This is a genomic window from Streptococcus sp. Marseille-Q7087, assembly GCF_965111935.1.
This window is the reverse complement of the sequence record NZ_CBCOPJ010000001.1, coordinates 1,447,740-1,473,660: the sequence shown is the minus strand read 5'-3', so window position 1 is coordinate 1,473,660 and position 25,921 is coordinate 1,447,740. Positions and strand designations below refer to the sequence as shown.

Below are 25,921 nucleotides of genomic sequence, written 5' to 3'. Positions count from 1 at the left end.
GGTATAATGAAAAGAAAACGACAAGGAGGGGAAGGCATGCGTTGTCCAAAATGTGGCGCTACTAAATCAAGTGTTATCGATAGCCGTCAGGCTGAAGAAGGAAATACGATTAGAAGAAGACGTGAGTGCGAAGAATGCCAACATCGTTTTACGACCTATGAACGTGTAGAAGAAAGAACGCTAGTTGTAGTCAAAAAGGATGGCACACGGGAGCAGTTCTCAAGAGATAAAATCTTTAATGGGATTATCCGTTCAGCTCAAAAACGTCCGGTGTCCAGTGATGAGATTGGCATGGTCGTCAATCGTATTGAACAAAAACTCCTCAGTCGCAATGATAATGAAATTCAAAGTGAAGACATTGGTTCGCTCGTCATGGAAGAGCTAGCTGAGCTTGACGAAATTACTTATGTTCGTTTCGCTAGTGTCTATCGTAGTTTTAAAGACGTGAGTGAGCTCGAGAATCTTCTCAAACAAATTACGCAATCTTCAAAGAAGAAAAAGGAAAAATAAATGAAGCCTAATGATCGTTTTTCTTTTCTAAAGAATAATCGGGTGTCGCAAGATCCCACATCTCTGGTGCAGTGCTACCTCCCGATTATCGGTCAGGATGCGCTGAGTCTTTACCTTTACACCCTAGCCTTTTGGGATAATGGGCAAAAGGAACATCTTTTTGCTGCTATTCTCAATCATCTCAATTTTGGGATGGATAGGCTCTTAAAAGCCTTTAAAATCTTATCAGCCTTCAACTTGGTCACTCTTTACCAAAATGGGGATGCCTATGAACTTGTTATTCATCCAACGCTTTCTAGTTCGGATTTCTTGCGTCATACGGTTTATCGTACCTTGTTGGAGAAAAAAATCGGTGAGCCAGCAGTTTCTGATTTGAGCCAAGAGTCTGCAGATGGAGAAGCTTTGACCGTTCCTTTGAGTCAGGCCTTTCCAGAGATAGAAGAATTGGCTAGTCATGACGAGATATCAGTAAAAGCTGATTATAAAAATGATTTTGATTTGGAGCATTTTCGTCAGCTCATGGCGAGAGATAATCTCCGTTTCCAAGATGAACAGTCAGATGTCTTAGAGTTATTTAAAATTGCTGATGAGAAAAAATGGACCTGGTTTGAGACTTTTCAATTGGCCAAATCAACGGCTATTTCACAAGTCATTTCTGTCAAACGTATGCGCGAAAAATTAGCACAAGAGTCTGTTTCATCGGACTTTAGTCCCCAAGAAGCAACCATTATCCGAGAAGCTAAAAGTAAAACGGCCTTGCAATTTTTAGCGGGAATCAAACAAACCCGAAATGCTGGGATTATCCAAGCCGAACGTGATTTGCTAAAACAGATGGCGGATTTGGGACTGCTTGACGAAGTCATCAATGTCGTTATACTCTTGACCTTCAACAAGGTTGATTCGGCCAATCTCAATGAAAAATATGCCATGAAAGTGGCCAATGATTACTCTTATAACAAGATTCGTTCTGCTGAAGAGGCAGTACTTAGGATTCGAGAGAAAAATCAAAAAGGGCAGACGCAGAAATCAGCTAAGACTGCTCCAGTGAAAACCAATGTCCCTAAATGGAGCAATCCAGAATATAAGAATGAGACAAGCGAAGAAACTCGCTTGGAGTTAGAACGTAAGAAAAAAGAAATGTTAGATCGATTAGGAAAAGGAGGAGACTAGATGGAAAGTGTAGGAGATGTGCTAAAAGATCATCCCAGCCGTTTTCAATATCAGGACCTGGTCCAGCAGATTGTAAAAGATTCTGATGTTGCGGCTTTTATCCAGAAGGAATCTCTCAGTCAAGAGGAATTGAATCGTAGTATCTCTAAGTTTAACCAATACATCACCGAGCGAGATAAGTTTCTTCGTGGAGATACTGACTATATCGCGCGTGGCTATAAGCCAATTCTAGTTATGAATCATGGCTATGCGGATGTATCCTATGAGGAAACTTCGGAACTGATTGCGGCTGAGAAAGAAGCAGCTATCAAGAACCGTCTCAGACTGATTAATCTTCCAGCTAGTCTTAAAAAAGCTAGTTTGGCTCAAGTTGATTTGGATGATTTGGGACGTTTGCCAGTTTTTGAAAAGCTCTTTACCTTTGTTGAGCAATATCCAGAAGTCCGTAAAGGTCTCTATCTCTATGGAGACTTTGGAGTTGGGAAGAGCTTTATGGTGGCTGCCCTAGCCCATGATTTGTCAGAAAAACGTGGGGTTTCATCAACCCTTCTTCACTATCCTAGCTTTGTCATTGATGTCAAAAATGCTATCGGTGATGGGAATGTTAAGAATTTGGTGGATGAAATCAAGCAAGCTGAAGTCTTGATTTTGGATGATATTGGTGCGGAGCAATCAACACCTTGGGTTCGTGATGAAGTCTTACAGGTCGTTCTCCAATATCGTATGCAGGAAGATTTGCCAACCTTCTTTACCTCAAATTTCAATTTTGAAGATTTGGAAAAACATTTTGCTAAAGGCAAGAACGGAAACGATGAAACATGGGAAGCTAGACGCGTTATGGAGCGTATCCGTTATTTAGCAGAAGAAACACGACTAGAAGGAGAAAATCGCCGATGAGCGAAACAATCACATTAATGAAATCTCATACCTCGGTTCGCAGATTTAAAGAAGAAGCGATTCCTCAAGAGGACTTGAATGATATTTTATCAGCTGCCCAAATGGCTTCTTCTTGGAAAAATTTCCAATCTTATTCTGTGATTCTAGTCAGAAGTCAAGAAAAGAAAGATGCTCTTTTTGAGCTAGTTCCTCAGGAAGCGATTCGTCAGTCTGCCGCCTTCCTCCTCTTTGTAGGAGATTTAAACCGTGCAGAAAAAGGGGCTCGTCTCCATACCGATACTTTCCAACCTCAAGGGGTGGAAGGACTCCTCATTACTGCAGTAGATGCCGCCTTGGCTGGACAGAATACCTTGCTTGCGGCAGAAAGCCTTGGCTATGGTGGAGTAATCATCGGTTTGGTGCGTTACAAATCTGTTGAAATAGCAGAATTGTTCAACCTTCCTGACTATACCTACCCAGTTTTTGGGATTGCACTTGGTGTGCCGAACCAAAAACATGATGTAAAACCAAGATTGCCACTAGAGAATGTTGTTTTTGAGGAAGAATACCAAGAACAAACAGCTGAGGCTATTGAAGCCTATGACCGTGTGCAGGCCGAATATGCAGGAGCTCGTGCGACTACCACTTGGAGTCAACGTCTTGCAGAGCAATTCGGTCAGCCTGAACCAAGCTCAACTAGAGAAAATCTTGAACAAAAGAACTTATTGTAGAAAGTGAGAAAACATGGCCTTACCAACTGTTGCCATCGTAGGACGTCCCAATGTTGGGAAATCAACCCTGTTTAACCGTATTGCAGGGGAACGCATCTCAATCGTAGAAGATGTCGAAGGAGTGACACGGGACCGTATCTATGCTACTGGTGAATGGCTTAACCGTTCTTTCAGTATGATTGACACTGGAGGGATTGATGATGTTGATGCTCCATTTATGGAACAAATCAAGCACCAGGCAGAGATTGCCATGGAAGAAGCTGATGTCATCGTTTTTGTAGTTTCCGGAAAAGAAGGCATCACAGATGCTGACGAATACGTAGCCCGTAAACTCTATAAAACTCATAAACCTGTTATCCTTGCAGTTAACAAAGTTGATAATCCAGAGATGCGAAATGATATCTATGATTTCTATGCTCTTGGCTTGGGAGAACCATTGCCAATTTCATCTGTGCACGGGATTGGTACAGGGGATGTATTAGATGCCATCGTCGAAAATCTTCCACATGAAGTCGAAGATGAAAATCCAGATGTCATTAAATTCAGTTTGATTGGTCGCCCGAATGTCGGAAAATCTAGCTTGATCAATGCCATTTTGGGAGAAGATCGCGTAATTGCCAGTCCTGTTGCTGGTACAACTCGTGATGCCATTGATACACATTTTACAGATGCGGATGGCCAAGAGTTTACCATGATTGATACGGCTGGTATGCGTAAGTCTGGTAAAGTCTATGAAAACACAGAGAAATACTCAGTCATGCGTGCCATGCGAGCTATTGACCGTTCAGATGTAGTCTTGATGGTCCTCAATGCCGAAGAAGGCATCCGTGAGTATGATAAGCGTATCGCAGGATTTGCACACGAAGCGGGTAAAGGGATGATCATCGTAGTTAACAAGTGGGATACTCTTGAAAAAGATAACCATACCATGAAAAACTGGGAAGAGGATATCCGTGAGCAGTTCCAATATCTGCCTTACGCACCGATTATCTTTGTTTCGGCTTTGACCAAGCAACGTCTCCACAAACTTCCAGAGATGATTAAACAAATCAGCGAGAGTCAAAACACCCGTATCCCATCAGCAGTCTTGAATGATGTCATTATGGATGCTATCGCCATCAACCCAACACCGACAGACAAAGGGAAACGTCTTAAGATCTTCTATGCGACTCAAGTGGCAACTAAACCACCGACCTTTGTGATTTTTGTCAACGAAGAAGAACTTATGCACTTCTCTTACTTGCGTTTCTTGGAAAATCAAATCCGCAAGGCCTTTGTATTTGAGGGGACGCCAATCCATCTGATCGCAAGAAAACGAAAATAAAATGACAAAAAGAAGAAGGTTTTCAGACCTTCTTTTTTGTAGCTGATACCAAGAACGTAGATCTAAATCTGTCATCAAATTAACATCATTTTCCTAGTCCTTGTCACGGTTTTGTAATGGAAACGTACTTTCTTTGTAAGATTCAAAATGCTATAATGCTCTAAACAATTTTCCTTGCACAAGGAGGTTATTATGAAAAAAGATAGATTGTTAAAGAATCCTTTCTTGGTGCGTCTACTTGGATTGCTGATGGTATTTTTCTTCCTATCAGCATTCACTGCACCTGAAAAACCAGACTATGGTATCTATGACCCAAATCATTATTTGACAGAGGAAGTAGTTACTCAGATTCGTGATTTGAATGAAGCCAATAGTCAAAAGGCAGAAAAGCTTCAAATAGGTGTCTATATCGTAGATAGTCTGGAAGGAGAAAGCATTGAAACGGTGGCTAATGAAACTGTCAGGGCTTGGAAGATTGGCTATTCAGGAGATAATTTTGGAAGTCTCATTGTAGTAGCTGTTCAAGACCGTAAATCAAGAATTGAAACCAGTAATAACACCGCCATTAGAATAACGGACTATCAAACCAAGCAGATCTTGGCAGCCAGTCGTACAGATTTTAAAACTGGTGACTATAGTAAAGGAATTCTAGCGATTGCCAAAGGATTGGACAATCAGTTTTATAGAGGAAGTGGAACATTTCCATCTGATGATTCCTCTGAAATCAAACGTTATTCTGATAGCATCAGTGGGAAAAAATCGAGTCGCAATAGTAGCTCGTCTAGTCATCGTAAGAATAGTGACCCTATGGACAATGTATTTGGAGTCGGGATAATCATTTATTTCATTATCGTATTGATAGCCATTATTAGAGGAGGCGCCGGTGGCCGAGGAGGAGATTCCTCTGACGGAGGATGGTGGTTTAGTGACTCATCTGACTCAGGTTCATCTTGGTCCGACTCAGGATCAGACTCCTCTAGTAGCTGGGACGGTGGCGGCTTCGATGGCGGTGGTTCATCCGATGATTGGTGATGCTCGTATAAAATTTAAGGAAATAAGTAGGTTTAGATATGAAAAATAAAGGAATTATTTATGTGTTGAGCATTTTGCTGGCTATTATCTTGCTAGGAGGTTGCTCAGTAGTAGGCACTTATAATGGTCTTGTCTCTGAACAAACCAAGGTCGAACAAGCGCAAGCTGATGTAGCGACAGCTCTTCAACGTCGTTCTGACTTGATTGGAAATTTGGTAGAGTCTGTAAAAGGCCAGATGAACCATGAGACAGAGGTTTTTACCAAGATTGCGGAAGCTCGTGCTAAAATTGGGAATGGCTCCGTAACTTCAAAAGAAAATCAAGAGGCTCAAGGAGAGTTGAGTTCAGCTATTTCACGTTTGATATCGCTAACAGAAAATTATCCAGAACTCAAGAGCAATCAAAATGTGGAACAACTCATGACGGAATTGGCTGGAAGTGAAAATCGAATCTTTGTAGCCCGCAAGGATTACAACAAAGTGGCAACAGAATACAATCAAAAATTAAGAAGTTTCCCAACAGTTCTTTTCGCTAATATGCTGAACTTTAAAGAGGCAGAAACCTTTAAAGAAAGCGAAGAAGCTAAGACAGCTCCAAAGGTTGACTTTGGTAATTCTACAACCAAAGAATAGGCTTGAAATTTCTAAAAGAAAATCAATGATTAGCAATAGTTTGAACATTTACAAAAAAAGGCTCTAAATGAGCCTTTTTTAGCTTGTATAAACACGGATTCTTTCTTGAAAAAATTTAGCGAATATGCTACAATAAAAAGAACATTCTAAAATATTCAGAATTTAAAGTAAGGAAAAAAATGGCAAATTTATTAAAAACAATCATCGAAAATGATAAAGGGGAACTTCGTCGCTTAGAAAAGATGGCTGATAAAGTCCTCAAATACGAAGATGAAATGGCTGCTTTGACAGACGAGCAGTTGCAAGCTAAGACAGAAGAATTTAAGCAACGTTATCAAAATGGTGAAACCCTTGATCAACTCTTGTACGAAGCCTTTGCGGTTGTACGTGAGGGAGCTAAGCGTGTTCTTGGACTTTTCCCATACAAGGTTCAGGTTATGGGTGGTATCGTTCTTCACCACGGTGACGTTCCAGAAATGCGTACAGGTGAAGGGAAAACCTTGACAGCGACAATGCCGGTATACCTTAATGCCCTTGCAGGAAAAGGTGTTCACGTAGTTACCGTCAACGAATACCTTACAGAACGTGACGCGACTGAAATGGGTGAGTTGTACTCATGGCTTGGTTTGTCAGTAGGGATCAACTTGGCTGCAAAATCTCCAATGGAGAAAAAAGAAGCTTATCTCTGTGATATTACATACTCTACGAACTCAGAAATTGGTTTCGACTATCTTCGTGACAACATGGTTGTACGTGCAGAGAACATGGTTCAACGTCCGCTCAACTATGCCTTGGTCGATGAGGTTGACTCTATCTTGATCGACGAAGCTCGTACACCATTGATCGTTTCAGGAGCTAATGCAGTTGAAACAAGCCAACTTTACCATATGGCTGACCACTTTGTGAAGTCTTTGGATAAAGATGACTACATCATTGATATTCAGTCTAAGACAATCGGTTTGTCTGATTCAGGTATTGACAAGGCTGAAAGCTTCTTCAAACTAGAAAATCTTTATGATATCGAAAATGTGGCTTTGACTCACTTTATCGACAACGCCCTTCGCGCCAACTACATCATGATTCTTGATATTGACTATGTGGTCAGCGAAGAACAAGAAATCTTGATTGTCGACCAATTTACAGGTCGTACCATGGAAGGTCGTCGTTACTCTGATGGTTTGCACCAAGCGATTGAAGCTAAAGAAGGTGTGCCAATCCAAGATGAAACTAAGACATCAGCATCGATTACCTACCAAAACCTTTTCCGTATGTATAAAAAATTGGCAGGTATGACAGGTACTGGTAAAACAGAAGAAGAAGAATTCCGCGAAATCTACAACATTCGTGTTATTCCAATTCCTACTAACCGTCCGATCCAACGTATCGACCATTCAGACCTTCTTTACGCTAGTCTCGATGCAAAATTCAAGGCTGTAGTAGAAGATGTTAAGGCGCGTTACCAAAAAGGTCAGCCAGTCTTGGTAGGTACTGTTGCCGTTGAAACCAGTGATTTTCTTTCTAAGAAATTGGTTGAAGCAGGCGTACCACACGAAGTATTGAATGCTAAAAACCACTATAGAGAAGCGCAAATCATCATGAATGCTGGTCAACGTGGTGCGATTACAATCGCAACCAACATGGCTGGTCGTGGTACCGATATTAAGCTTGGTGAAGGGGTTCGTGAACTTGGTGGTCTTTGTGTCATCGGTACAGAACGTCATGAGAGCCGTCGTATCGATAACCAGCTTAGAGGACGTTCAGGTCGTCAAGGTGACCCAGGTGAGTCACAGTTCTACTTGTCACTCGAAGATGATTTGATGAAGCGTTTCGGTTCAGAACGTTTGAAAGGTGTCTTTGAACGTCTTAATATGTCTGACGAAGCTATCGAATCTCGTATGTTGACACGTCAGGTCGAAGCAGCGCAAAAACGTGTTGAAGGAAATAACTACGATACTCGTAAACAAGTCCTCCAATATGATGACGTTATGCGTGAACAACGTGAGATCATCTACGCACAACGCTATGATGTTATCACTGCAGAACGTGACTTGGCTCCTGAAATTCACGCCATGATTCGCCGTACGATTGGACGAATTGTCGATGGTCATGCCCGTTCTAAACAAGATGAAAAACTTGAAGCGATCTTGAACTTTGCCAAGTACAACTTGCTTCCAGAAGATTCGATTACACTTTCAGACCTAGAAGGTTTATCAGACCAAGCTATCAAGGATGAACTTTACCAACGTGCATTGAAAGTCTACGATAGTCAAGTTGCCAAGCTTCGTGACGAAGAAGCTGTGAAAGAATTCCAAAAAGTATTGATTCTACGTGTAGTTGACAACAAATGGACAGACCATATTGATGCCCTTGATCAGTTGAGAAATGCTGTTGGTCTTCGTGGTTATGCCCAAAACAACCCTGTCGTGGAATATCAAGCAGAAGGCTTCCGTATGTTTAACGATATGATTGGATCCATTGAGTTTGATGTGACTCGCTTGATGATGAAAGCACAAATTCATGAACAAGAACGTCCCCAAACAGAACACCATATCAGTACGACAGCAACTCGCAATATCGCTGCGCAACAAACAAATCTTCCAGCTGATTTGGACCTAAGTCAAGTAAAACGCAATGACTTGTGTCCATGTGGTTCTGGTAAGAAATTTAAAAACTGTCACGGTAAACGACGTTAAGATTGACTAATTTTCAGGCGGATGCCTAGTGAAAACTGAATTTTCGCTTGGCGTCCGTTTGCTTTATAAGGAGATGAATGATGGTATTTACAGCAAAAAGCCCTAAAATTAATATTGAAGAAGTTCGTAGTTTGTCTAAATTAGAAGGACAAGCGCTGGCCAATAAACAGCAACGCGATCAAGAGCTTGAAGCGATTATTCGTGGTGAAGATCAGCGTATTTTGTTAGTGATTGGTCCTTGTTCATCTGATAATGAAGAAGCAGTTCTCGAGTATGCCAAGCGATTGGCAAAACTGCAAGAAGAAGTCAAAGACCGCGTCTTTATGGTGATGCGTGTCTATACTGCTAAACCACGTACTAATGGTGATGGCTATAAGGGTTTGATTCACCAACCAAATGCCAAAGAAGCACCTAGTCTCATCAATGGGATCAAGGCAGTTCGTCATTTGCATTATCGTGTTATTTCTGAAACAGGAATGACGACAGCAGATGAAATGTTGTACCCAGAAAACCTTCCTTTGGTAGATGACTTGATTTCTTATATGGCAGTTGGAGCTCGTTCGGTTGAAGACCAACAACACCGTTTTGTAGCCAGTGGAGCAGATTTCCCAACAGGATTTAAAAATCCAACATCAGGAAATCTCAATGTGATGTTCAACGGTATTTATGCGGCTCAAAATAAACAGAGTTTCCTTTTCCTAGGGAAAGAAGTCGAAACTACAGGGAACCCTCTATCTCATGCCATTCTCCGTGGTGCCCTCAATGAATACGGGAAAAACATTCCGAACTATTACTACGATAATTTAATGGATACTATTGCCCAGTATGAAAAGATGGGACTTGAAAATCCATTTATCATCATTGATACCAACCATGATAACTCAGGGAAACAGTATATGGAACAAATTCGTATCGTACGTCAAACTTTGATTAACCGCGATTGGAATGAAAAGATTAAAAAACATGTTCGTGGCTTCATGATTGAGTCTTATCTAGAAGATGGTCGTCAAAATGAACCAGAGGTCTTTGGAAAATCTATCACTGACCCATGTCTTGGATGGGAAAATACTGAAGCTCTTGTTCGTGAAATCTACCAAAGACTAGGAGAATAATATGGCATTTATCGAGAAGGGTCAAGAAATCGATATTGAAGCAATCAAGGCGGAAACACAACTATCTGCAGAAACCTTGCAACATAAGGAAAGTCGTGACCAGGAACTAGCAGATATCCTTTCAGGAAAGGATGACCGTATCTTGTTGGTCATTGGACCATGTTCGTCTGACAATGAAGAAGCAGTACTTGAGTATGCTCGTCGTTTGGCAGACTTGCAGAAAAAAGTAGCCGATAAGATTTTCATGGTGATGCGTGTTTACACAGCTAAGCCACGAACCAATGGAGATGGCTACAAGGGCTTGGTTCATCAGCCAGATACTTCTAAAGCGCCAAGTTTGATTAATGGTTTGCAGGCAGTTCGTCAACTTCATTATCGAGTGATTACAGAAACTGGATTGACCACAGCGGATGAAATGCTTTATCCGGCTAATCTCGTCTTAGTTGATGACTTGGTGAGTTACCATGCAGTGGGTGCGCGTTCAGTAGAAGACCAAGAGCACCGTTTTGTAGCTTCAGGAATCGATGCACCAGTGGGAATGAAGAATCCAACCTCTGGAAATCTGTCTGTTATGTTTAATGCTATTTATGCTGCACAAAACAAACAAACCTTTCTCTTTCACGGCCAAGAAGTTGAAACTTCAGGAAATCCCTTGGCTCACGTAATCTTACGTGGAGCTATGAATGAATATGGGAAGAATGAGCCAAACTTCTACTATGAAACTCTTTTAGATGCTATTGGACGTTACGAGTCTATGGGGCTTGAAAATCCTTTTATCATGATTGATACCAACCATGATAATTCAGGGAAACAATATATGGAGCAAGTTCGAATTGTTCGTCAATCTTTGCTCAATCGTGACTGGAATGAAAAAATCAAGAAGACAGTTCGAGGCTTCATGATTGAGTCTTACTTGGCAGATGGTCGACAAAATCAACCAGAACTTTTTGGTTGTTCGATTACAGATCCCTGTCTAGGATGGGAAAATACAGTAGCCCTGGTAGAAGAAATCTATACTACCTTAACAAAATAAGTGAAAAGGATGGAGTTGGGGGTATCTCAACTCCTTTTGATAAAAATGATAGTTGGACACGGAATTGATATTGAAGAATTAGCTTCCATACAAAATGCAGTTAAAAAAAGAAAAGGTTTTGCCCAGCGTGTCTTGACAGACAAGGAAATGGAGCGTTTTGAAAGTCTCAAAGGTCGCAGACAGGTAGAGTTTTTGGCTGGTCGTTGGTCAGCTAAAGAGGCTTTCTCAAAGGCTATGGGAACGGGAATTGGGAAGTTGGGTTTTCAGGATTTGGAAGTTTTGAATAATGAAATAGGAGCTCCCTACTTCAGCAAATCCCCGTTTTCAGGAAAAGTTTGGCTATCAATCAGCCATACAGATCAGTTTGTGACAGCTAGTGTTATTTTGGAGGAGAATCATGAAAACTAGTCCACATAGACCAACTAAAGCCCTCATCGATCTGGGAGCTATCCGCTACAATATCCAACAAATGGGAGCGCACATTCCCAAAGATACCCTCAAATGGGCAGTTGTAAAAGCCAATGCCTACGGACACGGAGCGGTAGCTGTTGCAACAGCTATTCAGGATGATGTTGACGGCTTTTGCGTTTCTAATATCGATGAAGCCATTGAACTTCGTCAGGCAGGAATTTCTAAGAAGATTCTTATTTTAGGAGTATCTGAAGTTGAATCTTTTTCATTGGCTAAGGATTTTGATATTACCTTGACAGTGGCAGGATTGGAATGGATTGAGAATCTCCTTGCTGCTGAGTCAGACTTAGCTGGTTTAACCGTTCATCTTAAAATTGATTCAGGTATGGGGCGAATTGGTTTTAGAAGTGCAAGCGAGGCAGCACAAGCTCAAACTTTACTCAAGGAACATGGAGCAAATGTTGAGGGAATCTTTACGCACTTTGCAACTGCTGATGAAGAGTCGGATAGCTATTTTAAGCAACAGTTAGAGCGTTTCAAGGAAATACTTGCTGGCTTGCAAGAAGTACCAGAGTTAGTTCATGCTAGTAACTCCGCAACGACTCTATGGCATGCAGAAACGATTTTTAATGCAGTTCGCATGGGAGATTCTATGTATGGTCTCAATCCAAGCGGACAAGTTTTAGAATTGCCTTATGAACTGAAGCCAGCCTTGACCTTAGAAACTGCTATTGTTCATGTTAAAACAGTCCCAGCAGGGGCTTGTATGGGCTACGGAGCGACTTATCAGGCAGACAGTGAGCAAGTCATTGCAACGGTACCGATAGGTTATGCTGATGGTTGGACACGAGATATGCAGAATTTCTCAGTTCTGGTGGATGGACAATTGTGCCCTATCGTAGGGCGGGTATCCATGGACCAAATCACGGTTCGTTTACCTAAGCTGTATCCATTAGGTACCAAGGTAACCTTGATTGGCTCAAACGGTGACAAGGAGATTACTGCAATAGATGTTGCGGTTTACCGTGGAACGATCAATTATGAGGTAGTTTGTCTCCTCAGTGATCGAATTCCGAGAGAATATCATTAAGAAACAGAAGGAAAGGAGAAGAGCATGAATTTACATCAACCCTTGCATGTCTTACCTGGCGTGGGACCAAAATCAGCAGAGAAATATGCCAAACTAGGAATTGAAAACCTGCAAGATCTCTTGCTTTACTTTCCTTTCCGTTATGAAGATTTTAAGACCAAGCAGGTGCTAGAACTAGAAGATGGAGAAAAGGCAGTCCTATCTGGTCAGGTGGTGACGCCAGCTAGTGTTCAGTATTATGGTTTTAAGCGCAATCGCCTACGTTTTAGCCTTAAGCAGGGTGAGGTTGTGTTTGCGGTGAACTTCTTTAACCAACCCTACTTAGCAGATAAAATCGAGCTAGGAGCGGCTTTAGCAGTATTTGGCAAGTGGGATCGTGCCAAGGCAAGCCTCACTGGCATGAAGGTTTTAGCCCAAGTAGAGGATGACCTCCAACCTGTCTATCGTCTCGCACAAGGTATCAGTCAAGCAGGCCTTGTTAAGGTCATCAAGACCGCCTTTGATCAAGGATTGGATCTCTTGATAGAGGAAAATCTCCCTCAGTCCTTGCTAGACAAATACAAACTCATGCCCCGTAGTCAAGCTGTTCGTGCCATGCACTTCCCTAAGGATTTGGCAGAATACAAACAGGCTCTTCGTCGAATCAAGTTTGAGGAACTCTTTTATTTCCAAATGCAATTACAGACCCTCAAGTCTGAAAATAAGGTTGATGGAAGTGGATTGGTTCTGAACTGGTCTCAAGAAAAACTAAGGGCGGTTAAAGAAAATTTGCCCTTTGCCCTGACCCAAGCCCAAGAAAAAAGCCTGCAAGAAATCCTATCAGATATGAAGTCGGACCATCACATGAATCGACTCTTACAAGGGGATGTTGGTAGTGGGAAGACAGTGGTTGCAGGTCTTGCTATGTATGCTGCTGTAACGGCAGGGTATCAGGCTGCCCTCATGGTTCCGACAGAGATCCTTGCAGAGCAACATTTTGAAAGTCTAGAAAGTCTATTTCCTGATTTGAAACTAGCTCTCCTAACAGGTTCATTAAAAGCTGCAGAAAAACGTACGGTTTTGGAAACTATTGCCAAGGGTGATGTTGATGTAATCATCGGTACCCATGCCCTTATACAGGATGGGGTGGACTATGCTAAACTCGGTTTGATTATCATCGACGAGCAACACCGTTTTGGAGTTGGACAAAGGCGTATTTTACGTGAAAAAGGAGAAAATCCAGATGTCCTCATGATGACGGCAACACCGATTCCACGGACTTTAGCTATCACAGCCTTTGGAGATATGGATGTTTCCATTATTGACCAGATGCCAGCTGGACGAAAGCCTATCGTGACGCGCTGGATCAAACATGAGCAACTGCCTCAGGTTTTGACTTGGTTAGAGGGGGAAATCCAAAAGGGTTCGCAAGCCTACGTCATCTCTCCTTTGATTGAAGAATCTGAAGCTCTGGATTTGAAAAATGCCATGGCCTTATCAGAGGAGTTGACAACTCATTTTGCAGGAAAGGCAGAGGTTGCTCTACTACATGGTAAGATGAAGAGTGATGAAAAAGACCAGATTATGCAGGAGTTCAAAGAGAGAAAGACAGATATTCTGGTTTCGACAACCGTTATCGAGGTTGGGGTCAATGTGCCAAATGCAACAGTCATGATTATCATGGATGCTGATCGCTTTGGACTTAGTCAACTTCATCAACTTAGAGGTCGTGTCGGTCGTGGGGACAAGCAGTCCTACGCAGTTCTAGTTGCCAATCCAAAAACTGATTCTGGGAAAGACCGCATGCGTATCATGACAGAAACGACCAACGGTTTTGTCCTTGCGGAAGAAGATTTGAAAATGCGAGGCTCTGGAGAAATCTTTGGGACTAAACAGTCGGGGCTACCAGAGTTTCATGTGGCTGATATCATCGAAGACTTCCCGATTTTAGAAGAAGCTAGAAAGGTAGCAAGCTATATCAGTTCTCTCCCTAACTGGCAAGAGAACCTAGAGTGGCACATGATTGCCTTGCATCTAGAGAAAAAAGAATTCCTGGATTAAGCTTTTTCTAAGATAATGTTAAGTTTGCTTTTAGGGTGAGTATCTATACTAGAGTCATCAAAAAGAAACGAGGACTCTCTCATGACTATTAAAGTAAATTACCAAAAGACATTTCAAAAGGAAACTCAACCTTCTCCTAAATACTAAGAAAAGAGCGAAATCGCTCTTTTTTATTTTTTTAAAACTACTTTCAGAGGGATTCTTGCTGGGGTCGGACATTAAATCCACTTTCCGTTTCCCTTTCTTTCTTGCATTGCTTCCCCATATGTGCTACAGTTATGATAACGGTTACAAAATAAAGGAGAGTTCTATGAGAAATCCAGCATTAGTAGAAGAAATGAAAACATATAAAGGAAGAGATGAAGTACCTCAGGATTTTGATGCTTTTTGGGATGGTGAGATTGACAAGGTTTCGGTCTTACCTGAATACCAACTAGAGGAACGTAATTTTCATATTCCAAATTTGAAGTGCTATGAGTTAACCTTTAAAGGTACACGTGATGGTCTCGTTTATGCGCGTGTAGTCTTACCAAAATCAGAAGAGAAAGTACCAGTCATTTTCCACTTTCATGGCTATATGGGACGTTGCTGGGATTGGACAGATATGCTAGCCTTTACCGTCGCTGGTTATGGGGTTGTATCGATGGATGTTCGTGGGCAATCTGGATACTCACAAGATGGCTTGCGTTCGCCTCTCGGAAATACAGTTAAGGGGCAAATCATCCGTGGTGCAGTAGAAGGAAAAGAGGAACTCTTCTATAAGGATGTTTATCTAGATATTTATCAATTGATTGAGATTGTAGCTAGTCTCCCTCAAGTAGATGAGGAGCAGTTGGCCAGTTATGGTGCTTCGCAAGGAGGAGCCTTGGCTCTAGTGGCTGCTGGTCTCAATCCACGTATCAAGCGAACAGTTGCCATCTATCCATTCTTGTCAGACTTTAGACGAGTATTAGAAATTGGGAATACCAGCGAAGCTTATGATGAGCTTTTTCGTTACTTTAAGTTCCATGATCCTTTCCACGAAACAGAAGAGCAGATCATGGAGACACTTGGTTATATCGATGTGAAAAACCTTGCCCATCGAATCAAAGGTGAGGTGAGAATGATTACAGGGCTTGATGATGATGTCTGCTACCCAATCACTCAGTTCGCTATTTACAATCGTTTGACCTGCGAAAAGAGCTATCGTATCATGCCGGAATATGCTCATGAAGCCATGAATGTCCATGTCAATGATCAGGTATACAATTGGTTATGTGGTAGTGAAATTCCCTTTACCTATGTTGGCCAGTAAAAGTTTGTGAGATGAGCCTTGCCAAAGCAGGGCTCTTTTTGTGACAAAGCTCAGAAAGTAGTTTCAATTACTTCGAAGTCTAGAAACATATTGGGAAGTAAAATCTATTATATAGCAATACTCAAAAAGTAACATCTTTATTATATAATAAAGGTAAGATAAAATTTGAAAGGAGAAAATGGTCATCTTTTTGCAGCCAGAAAGAATGATAGACGCATCTAAAATCAAAAAGAATGGGAGACCATTCGATTGATACTTTTAACTTTCGATGTAGGAGAGTTAAAAATTTTAAGCAAGAAAGAGAGCGCTTTATTTTAGTGAAAATGAAAGGAAAAATATGAAACAGAGAGAATTTGATCAAAAAGAACGCTATGGAATTCGAAAATTGACAGTGGGAGCTGCATCCGTAGTCATTGGAACAGTTGTTTTTGGAGTTTCACCAGTTTTAGCTCAGGAAGCTCTAACAACTAATGGTGAAACAACTGGTCAAGCTTTGCCAGAATTGCCTAAAGAAGTAGAAACAGGAAATCTTGCTAATCTTGATAAGGAACTTGCAGATAAGTTGACAACAGCTACAGATAAAGGGACTGAAGTCAATCGTGAAGAATTACAAGCAAACCCAGGTTCTGAAAAACCAACAGAAGATGGAACCACTGAAACTACGGCTACTGAAAACGAAGAAGAGCCTGGGAATGTTCCTCGTGACTTTTATGCAAAAGAACTAGAGAATGTCAATACTGTTGTAGAGAAAGAAGATGTAGATACCAATGCAACAAATGGTCAACGAGTTGATTTGAATGATGAACTCGATAAACTGAAAAAACTTCAGAATGCAACTATTCATATGGAGTTTAAACCAGATGCATCTGCTCCTCGTTTTTACAACCTATTCTCAGTTTCTAGTGATACAAAAGTAAACGAGTATTTCACTATGGCAATCCTTGATAACACAGCTGTCGTTGAAGGTCGTGATGCCAATGGGAATCAATTCTATGGTGATTATAAAGATGCTCCTTTGAAAATCAAACCAGGTCAGTGGAACTCTGTAACCTTTACAGTTGAAAGACCAAAAGCAGATCAACCTAAAGGTCAGGTTCGCGTCTATGTAAATGGTGTCTTGTCGCGCACAAGTCCTAAGTCTGGTCGCTTCATCCAAGACATGCCAGATGTTAATCATGTACAAATCGGAACAACAAAACGTACAGGCAAAAACTTCTGGGGTGCTAATCTTAAAGTCCGTAATCTAACTGTTTATGATCGTGCCCTTTCTCCAGAAGAAGTTAAAAAACGTAGCCAGTTCTTTGAAAGAGGTGAATTGGCGAAAAAACTTCCTGAAGGTGCAGAAGTAACTGAAAAGTTAGATGTATTTGAAGGTGGTGTGAACCGCAAGCCAAATAAAGATGGTATTGCAAGTTACCGTATACCTGCACTTCTAAAGACAGATAAAGGTACCTTGATTGCCGGAACGGATGAAAGACGCTTGCATCACTCTGACTGGGGTGATATTGGTATGGTCGTTCGTCGTAGTGATGACAATGGAAAGACATGGGGAGATAGAATTACCATCTCTAATCCTCGTGACAATGAGAAAGCTAAAAATCCAGAATGGCCATCACCAGTTAATATTGACATGGCTTTAGTCCAAGATCCGAAAACCAAGAGAATCTTCTCAATTTATGATATGTTCCTCGAAGGGAAGGCAGTATTCTCTCTACCAGGGAAAGCACCACAAGCCTATGAGCAAATCGGTGATAAGGTTTACCAAGTCTTGTACAAACAAGGTGATGCGGGACGTTATACTATCCGTGAAAATGGTGAAGTTTTTGACCCTGAAAATAGAAAAACAGAATACCGTGTTGTAGTTGATCCTAAACAACCAGCTTATAGCGATAAGGGTGATCTATACAAGGGTGAAGAACTAATTGGCAATGTCTATTTCGAATACAGTGACAAGAATATCTTTAGAGTTTCAAATACCAACTATCTATGGATGTCTTATAGTGATGATGATGGGAAAACATGGTCTGCACCTAAAGATATTACATACGGTATTCGCAAGGACTGGATGCACTTCTTAGGTACTGGACCTGGTACAGGGATTGTCTTGCACTCAGGACCTCACAAAGGTCGTCTCGTTATCCCAGTCTATACTACAAATAACGTATCTTACTTGAGTGGTTCTCAGTCTTCACGTGTTATTTACTCAGATGACCATGGTGAAACTTGGCAAGCAGGTGAAGCAGTCAATGATAACCGTCCAGTAGGTAACCAAACAATTCACTCTTCAACTATGAATAATCCAGGTGCTCAAAATACTGAGTCAACTGTTGTTCAGTTGAACAACGGAGACCTCAAACTCTTCATGCGTGGATTGACAGGAGATTTGCAGGTTGCAACAAGTAAAGATGGCGGAGCGACCTGGGAAAAAGATGTAAAACGCTATTCAGATGTCAAAGATGTCTATGTTCAAATGTCAGCTATTCATACTGTACAAGATGGTAAGGAATATATCGTCCTCAGTAACGCAGGTGGACCAGGACGTTACAACGGTTTGGTACACTTGGCACGTGTGGAAGCTAACGGAGAATTAACTTGGCTTAAACATAATCCAATTCAAAGTGGTAAATTTGCCTATAACTCATTGCAAGATCTTGGGAATGGTGAATTTGGTTTGCTATATGAGCGTGCTGATAGTCAACAAAATGAATATACCTTGTCTTATAAGAAATTCAACTGGGATTTCTTAAGTAAGGATATGATTTCTCCAACAGAAGCAAAAGTAAAAAATACTGTGGAGATGGGTCAGAATGTTATTGCTCTTGAGTTTGACTCTGAAGTTTTGGTTAACAAGGCACCAGTTCTTAAATTGGCAAATGGAAATTTAGTTCCATTCTTGACACAATACGATACGAAAACCTTGCTATTTGCAGTCAATAAAGAAGACATTGGTCAAGAGGTAAGAGAAATCGTATCAGGTGCGATTGAGAGTATTCATAATTTGCCAATCAATCTAGAGGGTGCAGGAATACCAGGTGCTATTCATGGAGAGTCTTCCTCTGTTGAAGAGCTTCCAGACTTCACAGGTGGCGTGAATGGTGAAACAGAAACCAATGAACTACCTGATTACGAAGGTGGAGCAAATGGAGAAGGAACTATCCAGGAGAAGCCAGAATTCACGGGCGATGTAGCCCCAGATGACACTCCAGTTCACACAAGCGAAGACTTCGCAGGTAGCGTGAATGGAGAAACGACAGTTAATGAGCTTCCAGAATACGAAGGTGGAGCAAATGGAGAAACAACTCTCCAAGAAACACCAGAGTTTACGGGTGGGGTTTCCCCAGATGACACTCCAGCTAGCACAAGTCCAGACTTCACAGGTGGCGTGAATGGTGAAACAGAAACCAATGAACTACCTGATTACGAAGGTGGAGCAAATGGAGAAGGAACTATTCAGGAGAAGCCAGAATTCACGGGCGGTGTAGCCCCAGATGACACTCCAGTTCACACAAGCGCAGACTTCACAGGTGGCGTGAATACTGAGGAGGCTGTCGTAACGGAAATTCCAGAGTACACTGAACCTATTGATACAGCAGGCGACCAAGCAGCACCAATAGTAGAAATTCCGGAATTCACGGGTGGCGTCAATGCGGTCGAAGCAGCAGTCAATGAAGTCCCAGAATTCGTAGGTGGTGTGAGTGCAGTTGAGGATCTTAAGAATGAATTGCCTGAGTTCGTAGGCGGGGTCAACTCTATTCTAGCTCTCAAGCATGAACTTCCAGAATACGTAGGAGGAATTAATGCGGTCGAAGCAGCAGTCAATGAAGTTCCAGAATTCGTGGGTGGCGTGAATGCAGTTGAAGCGCTTAAGAATGAACTTCCAGAATTTACAGGTGAATCTAATGCAGTCCAAACACTTGAGCGAGAACTTCCAGAATTCACAGGTGATGTCAATACAGTCGAAGCGGCAGTCAATGAAGTTCCAGAATATAAGAGCGAGGAACAACCACTTGTAACTCTAGTAGCACTACAAGATAAGACTTACCAAGCTCCTGCAGCTCAACCACAACAACCAGCTCTCCCTGAAACAGGAAGTGAAGTTTCAACTTCTCTAGTATCTCTCGGTCTTGTTGGTATGTTCTTGGGATTGTTTGGAATGGCCAAGAAAAAAGAAGATTAATCTACTATTAAATCTTAAAGATATCTAAGAAAAATAGTGAAATTGAAAGAGTCTGTGACGGTGATTTGTTACAGACTCTTTCGTTTATAGAAAGCATAGAAAGTGCTGGAATAGCTAGATTGAAGATGATTCGAGTGGAAAGCTCCCCTCTGAAACTACTTTCAGCAGAATCTGTTTCATAAAATTGTTTTGAAACTTCAATCTATTCTAGTACAAGTTATTGAAAGCGCTTTAAAAATGATATATAATAGGCTCATAAGAAAAAAGAAAAGGAGGAAAGTAGATGCCACAAATCACTAAAGAGGCTTTGATTGAGCAGATTAAAGATGGAATCATCGTTTCTTGTCAGGCACTTCCTCACGAACCGCTTTATACAGAAGCGGGAGGTGTTATGCCCTTGCTAGCCAAAGCAGCTGAGCAAGGTGGAGCAGTCGGTATCCGAGCAAATAGTGTTCGAGATATCAAGGAAATAAAAGAGGTCACAAACCTTCCGATTATCGGGATTATCAAACGTGATTATCCGCCACAGGAACCATTCATCACAGCAACTATGAAAGAGGTTGATGAATTAGCGGCTCTAGACATTGAGGTTATCGCTCTTGATTGTACCAAGAGAGAACGCTATGATGGTTTAGGCATTCAAGAATTTATCGGTCAAATCAAAGAAAAATATCCAAATCAATTGTTAATGGCTGATACAAGTACCTTTGAAGAAGGTCTTACAGCAGTTGAAGCTGGAATTGACTTTGTTGGAACAACCTTGTCAGGTTACACATCTTACAGTCCAAAAGTTGATGGCCCAGACTTTGAATTGATTAAGAAACTTTGCGATGCAGGAGTAGACGTTATCGCAGAAGGTAAGATTCATACACCAGAACAAGCTAAGCAGATCCTAGGTTACGGAGTGCGAGGTATCGTAGTTGGTGGCGCTATTACTAGACCAAAAGAGATTACGGAACGATTTGTTGCGGGTCTCAAATAAGACAATTAAAACACGAGGAGAGTGGTTGATTCGCAAAATAAAATGAAAACGTATACAAAATTGCCAATACTCATTATCCGCTTCGGATACGCTTATCATCATTTAGGAGAATACTAATGAAATTTAAAAAACTAGCTTGTACAGTACTTGCAGGTGCTGCTGTCCTATCTCTTGCTGCTTGTGGTAAATCAGATGCTAACAAAGATGCTGCTAGCTCTAGCAATGATAGTGGAAAAACTGAAATTACTTGGTGGGCTTTCCCAGTCTTCACTCAAGAAAAAACTAGTGACGGTGTAGGAACTTATGAAAAATCTATCATCGAAGCTTTCGAAAAAGCAAATCCAGATATCAAAGTTAAACTAGAAACAATCGACTTCAAATCTGGTCCTGAAAAAATCACTACAGCTATTGAAGCTGGAACTGCTCCAGATGTACTCTTTGACGCACCAGGACGTATCATCCAATACGGTAAAAATGGTAAATTGGCTGAGTTGAACGATCTCTTCACAGATGAATTTGTAAAAGATGTTAACAACAATAACATCATCCAAGCAAGTAAAGCTGGTGATAAAGCTTACATGTATCCAATCAGTTCTGCACCATTCTACATGGCTATGAACAAGAAAATGTTGGAAGACGCAGGAGTTGCAAACCTTGTAAAAGAAGGTTGGACAACAGATGACTTCGAAAAAGTTTTGAAAGCGCTTAAAGATAAAGGCTACACACCAGGTTCATTGTTCAGTTCAGGTCAAGGGGGAGACCAAGGAACACGTGCCTTCATCGCTAACCTTTATGGCGGATCTGTAACTGATAAAGAAGTAACTAAATACACAACTGACGATCCTAAATTCGTTAAAGGTCTTGAAAAAGCATCTAGCTGGATCAAAGACGGTTTGTTGAACAACGGTTCACAATTTGACGGTGGTGCAGATATCCAAAACTTTGCAAACGGTCAAACTTCTTACACAATCCTTTGGGCACCAGCTCAAAACGGTATTCAAGCTAAGCTCTTGGAAGCAAGTAAAGTTGAAGTGGTTGAAGTACCATTCCCATCTGACTCAGGCAAGCCAGCTCTTGAATACCTTGTAAACGGATTTGCAGTATTCAACAACAAAGACGAAAAGAAAGTCGCAGCAGCTAAGAAATTCATCCAATTCATCGCAGATGACAAAGAATGGGGTCCTAAAGACGTAGTTCGTACAGGTGCATTCCCAGTTCGTACTTCATTTGGAAAACTCTATGATGATAAACGTATGGAAACAATTGGTAGCTGGACTCAATACTATTCACCATACTACAACACAATCGATGGATTTGCTGAAATGAGAACACTTTGGTTCCCAATGTTGCAAGCTGTGTCTAATGGTGACCAAGAACCTGCTGCAGCTTTGAAAGCATTCACTGAAAAAGCGAACGAAACAATCAAAAAAGCAGCTAAATAATAAGTCCTAAATAAAAACTGAAATCCCCCCTTTTCCCTGTGCATATCTGTGTACGAAAAGGGGGGCATTTGTTTAAAAATATAAGCAACTGACAGGTCAAAATTAAAATGAAGTTCTTACATTAGCTAATCTTTAAAAGAATTTCATTTTGATTTTAGATCAATGTCAGATGATAGTCAAAAAACAAAACTATTTGAAAGTGAGGTGCCAATTGTGAAAGTCAATAAAATTCGCATGAGGGAAACAATTATTTCATACGCGTTCCTAGCACCAGTATTAATCTTCTTTACCGTCTTCGTTTTAGCTCCAATGATCATGGGCTTCATCACTAGTTTCTTTAACTACTCGATGACTAGCTTTGAGTTTGTGGGCTTGGACAACTACATTCGTATGTTTAAAGACCCTGTCTTTACAAAATCTTTGATTAATACCGTAATCTTGGTAATCGGATCTGTACCAGTCGTAGTACTCTTCTCACTATTTGTGGCATCGCAAACTTACCAACAAAATGCCGTTGCTAGATCTTTCTACCGTTTCGTTTTCTTCCTTCCTGTTGTAACAGGTAGTGTTGCCGTAACAGTAGTTTGGAAATGGATTTACGATCCACTATCAGGTATTTTGAACTTCGTGCTTAAGTCAAGTCATATCATCAGCCAAAACATTTCTTGGTTGGGAGATAAAAACTGGGCTTTGATGGCGATTATGATTATCCTTTTGACAACATCAGTTGGTCAACCAATCATTCTTTACATCGCTGCAATGGGTAATATTGATAACTCACTTGTAGAAGCAGCTCGTGTTGACGGTGCGACTGAGTTCCAAGTATTCTGGAAGATTAAATGGCCAAGCCTTCTTCCAACAACTCTTTATATCGCAATTATCACAACCATCAACTCATTCCAATGTTTCGCCTTGATTCAATTGTTGACATCTGGTGGTCCAAACTACTCAACAAGTACACTTATGTACTACCTATACGAAAAAGCCTTCCAATTGACTGAATATGGCTATGCCAATACTATTGGTGTATTCTTGGCAGTTATGATTGCCCTTGTCAGCTTCGCTCAATTCAAGATCCTCGGAAACGACGTAGAATACTAAGGAAAGGAGACAGCTATGCAATCTACACAAAAGAAACCTTTAACAGCCTTTACTGTTATTTCAACAATCATTTTGCTCTTATTAACTGTACTCTTTATCTTCCCATTCTACTGGATTTTGACAGGTGCATTCAAATCACAACCAGATACCATTATGATTCCACCACAATGGTTCCCTAAAGCTCCAACTATGGAGAACTTCCAACAATTGATGGTGCAAAACCCAGCCTTGCAATGGATGTGGAACTCAGTCTTCATTTCATTGGTAACTATGTTCTTGGTTTGTGCAACCTCTTCACTAGCAGGTTATGTATTGGCTAAGAAACGTTTCTATGGACAACGCATTCTCTTCGCTATCTTTATCGCTGCCATGGCTCTTCCAAAACAAGTTGTCCTTGTGCCATTGGTACGTATCGTCAACTTCATGGGAATCCATGACACTCTTTGGGCAGTTATCTTGCCTTTGATCGGATGGCCATTTGGGGTCTTCCTCATGAAACAATTTAGTGAAAACATTCCTACAGAATTGCTCGAATCTGCTAAAATCGATGGATGTGGCGAGATTCGTACCTTCTGGAGCGTAGCCTTCCCTATTGTGAAACCAGGATTTGCAGCTCTTGCAATCTTTACCTTCATCAATACATGGAATGACTACTTCATGCAATTGGTAATGTTGACTTCACGTCAAAACTTGACCATCTCCCTCGGGGTTGCGACTATGCAGGCTGAGATGGCAACAAACTACGGTTTGATCATGGCAGGGGCTGCTCTTGCAGCTGTGCCAATCGTAACAGTCTTCCTTGTCTTCCAAAAATCCTTCACTCAAGGTATTACTATGGGAGCTGTCAAAGGATAATACTCTGCGAAAACTGAATATAGTACAATTTGTTTATCAATATGCAGAAGTATAGTTGATAGACTAAGAGAATACAGGATATATAAGTGTCTACAAAATGGAGAGGAGTTGGTTACTTCAGGAAGTTTTGTTAGACACTTATAAACTTACTGGCTAGACATCGTATGTCTGAAGGTAACAATCAGGTAAAGGAAATTACTATGATTTTTGATGATTTAAAAAACATTAGCTTTTACAAGGGAATTCATCCAAATCTGGACAAGGCTATTGATTATCTCTATGAGCATCGTAAAGATAACTTTGAATTAGGGAAATACGAGATTGATGGAGATAAAGTCTTTCTAGTTGTACAGGAAAATGTTCTCAACCAAGAAGAAAATGATCGCTTTGAGCATCATAAAAACTATGCAGATTTGCATTTATTAGTTGAAGGACATGAATATTCTAGTTACGGTTCTCGTGTCAAAGATGAGGCTGTAGCCTTTGACGAAGCTAGCGATATCGGCTTTGTCCATTGTCATGAACAATACCCACTTTTATTGGGTTATCACAATTTTGCAGTCTTTTTCCCAGGTGAACCTCATCAGCCTAATGGCTATGCAGGTATGGAAGATAAAGTTCGCAAATATTTATTTAAAATTTTAATCGATTAGTCAGTTAGGAGGAGCAAACAATGGCACATAAAGGATCTGGATTGATAAAAGCAGCATTCGATACGGATAACTTTCTTATGCGATTTTGTGAGAAGGTTTTAGACATCGTGACGGTCAACCTACTCTTTGTTGTGTCTTGTTTGCCTATTGTGACAATCGGAGTAGCAAAAATTAGTCTCTATCAGACAATCTTCGAAGTTAAGAGTAGTCGACGTGTTCCTGTTTTTAAAACTTATATGAGAGCCTTTAAGCAAAATTTGAAATTAGGTCTCCAGTTAGGTCTGTTGGAACTAGGAATTTTTCTGATTAGCGTTGTTGATTTATCTCTATTCTGGGGGCAAACCAGCCTAGGCTTCCAGCTAATTAAGGCCATTTGCTTAGGAATTCTGATATTTTTAACACTAGTTATGTTGGCTAGCTATCCTATTGCAGCGCGTTATGACTTGACTTGGAAAGAAGTACTCCAAAAGGGCTTGCTCTTAGTTAGCTTTAACTTCGTGTGGTTCTTCTTGATGCTTGCGATTATTTTATTAATCATTATGCTTCTCTATCTATCAGGCTTTACTCTAGTGCTCGGTGGATCAGCATTTCTACTCTTTGGCTTTGGTCTTCTTGCCTTTTGCCAGGCTGGATTAATAGAAAAATTGTTTGCTAAATATCAAGCAGATTGAAAATGATATGAAACTACTTTCAAACATGAAAAGCTATGGAAGATGAATAGAAATTAAAATCTAAGTGGCTTGGATGTATTGAAAGCGTTTTT

General features: G+C 40.9%; 21 protein-coding genes. All 21 read left to right on the top strand.

Translation table 11 applies throughout. The features are described 5' to 3' along the window. The first annotated feature begins 36 nt into the window (after nucleotides 1–36). Nucleotides 37–510, top strand: a complete 474-nt coding sequence (gene nrdR / locus ACWPVF_RS07680) for a transcriptional regulator NrdR (protein ID WP_004250782.1) — start codon at nucleotides 37–39, stop codon at nucleotides 508–510. Continuing rightward, complete coding sequence (locus ACWPVF_RS07675) at nucleotides 511–1,680, top strand: DNA helicase (protein ID WP_454385501.1); 1,170 nt, start codon at nucleotides 511–513, stop codon at nucleotides 1,678–1,680. Continuing rightward, complete coding sequence (gene dnaI / locus ACWPVF_RS07670) at nucleotides 1,681–2,577, top strand: primosomal protein DnaI (RefSeq protein WP_454385499.1); 897 nt, start codon at nucleotides 1,681–1,683, stop codon at nucleotides 2,575–2,577. Continuing rightward, complete coding sequence (locus ACWPVF_RS07665; protein ID WP_454385497.1) at nucleotides 2,574–3,287, top strand: NADPH-dependent oxidoreductase; 714 nt, start codon at nucleotides 2,574–2,576, stop codon at nucleotides 3,285–3,287. The genes dnaI and ACWPVF_RS07665 overlap by 4 nt, the downstream gene beginning before the upstream one ends. A gap of 13 nt (nucleotides 3,288–3,300) precedes the next feature. Then, entirely contained in the window at nucleotides 3,301–4,611 is a 1,311-nt protein-coding gene (gene der, locus ACWPVF_RS07660; RefSeq protein ID WP_004250788.1) for a ribosome biogenesis GTPase Der, read from the top strand. A 192-nt stretch (nucleotides 4,612–4,803) separates the two neighbouring features. After that, a complete protein-coding gene (locus ACWPVF_RS07655) occupies nucleotides 4,804–5,643 on the top strand; it encodes a TPM domain-containing protein (protein WP_454385495.1) in 840 nt (279 codons plus the stop codon). A gap of 38 nt (nucleotides 5,644–5,681) precedes the next feature. After that, nucleotides 5,682–6,275: a LemA family protein gene (locus tag ACWPVF_RS07650; RefSeq protein ID WP_414266656.1), complete on the top strand. Its 594-nt coding sequence runs from the start codon at nucleotides 5,682–5,684 to the stop codon at nucleotides 6,273–6,275. Nucleotides 6,276–6,454: 179 nt separating this feature from the next. After that, nucleotides 6,455–8,968, top strand: coding sequence for a preprotein translocase subunit SecA (secA, locus tag ACWPVF_RS07645; protein WP_454385493.1), 2,514 nt, complete (start codon nucleotides 6,455–6,457; stop codon nucleotides 8,966–8,968). Between the two features lie 80 nt (nucleotides 8,969–9,048). Continuing rightward, nucleotides 9,049–10,080 carry a 3-deoxy-7-phosphoheptulonate synthase gene (locus ACWPVF_RS07640; RefSeq protein ID WP_414308120.1) on the top strand — a complete coding sequence of 344 codons (1,032 nt, stop codon included), beginning with the start codon at nucleotides 9,049–9,051 and terminating at the stop codon, nucleotides 10,078–10,080. A gap of 1 nt (nucleotide 10,081) precedes the next feature. Then, nucleotides 10,082–11,113: a 3-deoxy-7-phosphoheptulonate synthase gene (locus ACWPVF_RS07635; protein ID WP_414307971.1), complete on the top strand. Its 1,032-nt coding sequence runs from the start codon at nucleotides 10,082–10,084 to the stop codon at nucleotides 11,111–11,113. A gap of 45 nt (nucleotides 11,114–11,158) precedes the next feature. Next, nucleotides 11,159–11,521, top strand: coding sequence for a holo-ACP synthase (gene acpS, locus ACWPVF_RS07630; protein WP_414308119.1), 363 nt, complete (start codon nucleotides 11,159–11,161; stop codon nucleotides 11,519–11,521). Next, a complete protein-coding gene (alr, locus tag ACWPVF_RS07625; RefSeq protein ID WP_414307970.1) occupies nucleotides 11,511–12,614 on the top strand; it encodes an alanine racemase in 1,104 nt (367 codons plus the stop codon). Before acpS ends, alr begins: the two co-directional genes overlap by 11 nt. 24 nt (nucleotides 12,615–12,638) lie before the next feature. After that, on the top strand, nucleotides 12,639–14,654 hold the full coding sequence (recG, locus tag ACWPVF_RS07620; RefSeq protein WP_414307969.1) for an ATP-dependent DNA helicase RecG: 2,016 nt from the start codon (nucleotides 12,639–12,641) through the stop codon (nucleotides 14,652–14,654). 310 nt (nucleotides 14,655–14,964) lie between these two features. Beyond that, on the top strand, nucleotides 14,965–15,948 hold the full coding sequence (locus tag ACWPVF_RS07615; protein WP_454385490.1) for an acetylxylan esterase: 984 nt from the start codon (nucleotides 14,965–14,967) through the stop codon (nucleotides 15,946–15,948). Between the two features lie 337 nt (nucleotides 15,949–16,285). Further along, the gene (locus ACWPVF_RS07610) at nucleotides 16,286–20,125 is read left to right on the top strand and encodes an SIALI-17 repeat-containing surface protein (protein WP_454385488.1); all 3,840 of its coding nucleotides are present in this window, start codon (nucleotides 16,286–16,288) and stop codon (nucleotides 20,123–20,125) included. A gap of 283 nt (nucleotides 20,126–20,408) precedes the next feature. Then, nucleotides 20,409–21,107, top strand: a complete 699-nt coding sequence (locus ACWPVF_RS07605; protein ID WP_454385486.1) for an N-acetylmannosamine-6-phosphate 2-epimerase — start codon at nucleotides 20,409–20,411, stop codon at nucleotides 21,105–21,107. Nucleotides 21,108–21,223: 116 nt separating this feature from the next. After that, a complete protein-coding gene (locus ACWPVF_RS07600; protein ID WP_454385484.1) occupies nucleotides 21,224–22,549 on the top strand; it encodes an ABC transporter substrate-binding protein in 1,326 nt (441 codons plus the stop codon). Nucleotides 22,550–22,783: 234 nt separating this feature from the next. Then, nucleotides 22,784–23,650 carry a carbohydrate ABC transporter permease gene (locus tag ACWPVF_RS07595; RefSeq protein WP_033587514.1) on the top strand — a complete coding sequence of 289 codons (867 nt, stop codon included), beginning with the start codon at nucleotides 22,784–22,786 and terminating at the stop codon, nucleotides 23,648–23,650. Between the two features lie 15 nt (nucleotides 23,651–23,665). After that, nucleotides 23,666–24,505 carry a carbohydrate ABC transporter permease gene (locus ACWPVF_RS07590; RefSeq protein ID WP_045613500.1) on the top strand — a complete coding sequence of 280 codons (840 nt, stop codon included), beginning with the start codon at nucleotides 23,666–23,668 and terminating at the stop codon, nucleotides 24,503–24,505. 200 nt (nucleotides 24,506–24,705) lie between these two features. Next, on the top strand, nucleotides 24,706–25,158 hold the full coding sequence (locus ACWPVF_RS07585) for a YhcH/YjgK/YiaL family protein (RefSeq protein ID WP_045613502.1): 453 nt from the start codon (nucleotides 24,706–24,708) through the stop codon (nucleotides 25,156–25,158). A gap of 20 nt (nucleotides 25,159–25,178) precedes the next feature. Continuing rightward, nucleotides 25,179–25,829: a YesL family protein gene (locus tag ACWPVF_RS07580; protein WP_045613503.1), complete on the top strand. Its 651-nt coding sequence runs from the start codon at nucleotides 25,179–25,181 to the stop codon at nucleotides 25,827–25,829. Nucleotides 25,830–25,921 lie beyond the last annotated feature (92 nt).

Excerpts from the sequence above, each read along its gene's own strand:
- nrdR (WP_004250782.1), top strand. The coding sequence starts at position 37 with ATGCGTTGTCCAAAATGTGGCGCTACTAAATCAAGTGTTATCGATAGC.
- ACWPVF_RS07675 (WP_454385501.1), top strand. The coding sequence starts at position 511 with ATGAAGCCTAATGATCGTTTTTCTTTTCTAAAGAATAATCGGGTGTCG.
- dnaI (WP_454385499.1), top strand. The coding sequence starts at position 1,681 with ATGGAAAGTGTAGGAGATGTGCTAAAAGATCATCCCAGCCGTTTTCAA.
- ACWPVF_RS07665 (WP_454385497.1), top strand. The coding sequence starts at position 2,574 with ATGAGCGAAACAATCACATTAATGAAATCTCATACCTCGGTTCGCAGA.
- der (WP_004250788.1), top strand. The coding sequence starts at position 3,301 with ATGGCCTTACCAACTGTTGCCATCGTAGGACGTCCCAATGTTGGGAAA.
- ACWPVF_RS07655 (WP_454385495.1), top strand. The coding sequence starts at position 4,804 with ATGAAAAAAGATAGATTGTTAAAGAATCCTTTCTTGGTGCGTCTACTT.
- ACWPVF_RS07650 (WP_414266656.1), top strand. The coding sequence starts at position 5,682 with ATGAAAAATAAAGGAATTATTTATGTGTTGAGCATTTTGCTGGCTATT.
- secA (WP_454385493.1), top strand. The coding sequence starts at position 6,455 with ATGGCAAATTTATTAAAAACAATCATCGAAAATGATAAAGGGGAACTT.
- ACWPVF_RS07640 (WP_414308120.1), top strand. The coding sequence starts at position 9,049 with ATGGTATTTACAGCAAAAAGCCCTAAAATTAATATTGAAGAAGTTCGT.
- ACWPVF_RS07635 (WP_414307971.1), top strand. The coding sequence starts at position 10,082 with ATGGCATTTATCGAGAAGGGTCAAGAAATCGATATTGAAGCAATCAAG.
- acpS (WP_414308119.1), top strand. The coding sequence starts at position 11,159 with ATGATAGTTGGACACGGAATTGATATTGAAGAATTAGCTTCCATACAA.
- alr (WP_414307970.1), top strand. The coding sequence starts at position 11,511 with ATGAAAACTAGTCCACATAGACCAACTAAAGCCCTCATCGATCTGGGA.
- recG (WP_414307969.1), top strand. The coding sequence starts at position 12,639 with ATGAATTTACATCAACCCTTGCATGTCTTACCTGGCGTGGGACCAAAA.
- ACWPVF_RS07615 (WP_454385490.1), top strand. The coding sequence starts at position 14,965 with ATGAGAAATCCAGCATTAGTAGAAGAAATGAAAACATATAAAGGAAGA.
- ACWPVF_RS07610 (WP_454385488.1), top strand. The coding sequence starts at position 16,286 with ATGAAACAGAGAGAATTTGATCAAAAAGAACGCTATGGAATTCGAAAA.
- ACWPVF_RS07605 (WP_454385486.1), top strand. The coding sequence starts at position 20,409 with ATGCCACAAATCACTAAAGAGGCTTTGATTGAGCAGATTAAAGATGGA.
- ACWPVF_RS07600 (WP_454385484.1), top strand. The coding sequence starts at position 21,224 with ATGAAATTTAAAAAACTAGCTTGTACAGTACTTGCAGGTGCTGCTGTC.
- ACWPVF_RS07595 (WP_033587514.1), top strand. The coding sequence starts at position 22,784 with ATGAGGGAAACAATTATTTCATACGCGTTCCTAGCACCAGTATTAATC.
- ACWPVF_RS07590 (WP_045613500.1), top strand. The coding sequence starts at position 23,666 with ATGCAATCTACACAAAAGAAACCTTTAACAGCCTTTACTGTTATTTCA.
- ACWPVF_RS07585 (WP_045613502.1), top strand. The coding sequence starts at position 24,706 with ATGATTTTTGATGATTTAAAAAACATTAGCTTTTACAAGGGAATTCAT.
- ACWPVF_RS07580 (WP_045613503.1), top strand. The coding sequence starts at position 25,179 with ATGGCACATAAAGGATCTGGATTGATAAAAGCAGCATTCGATACGGAT.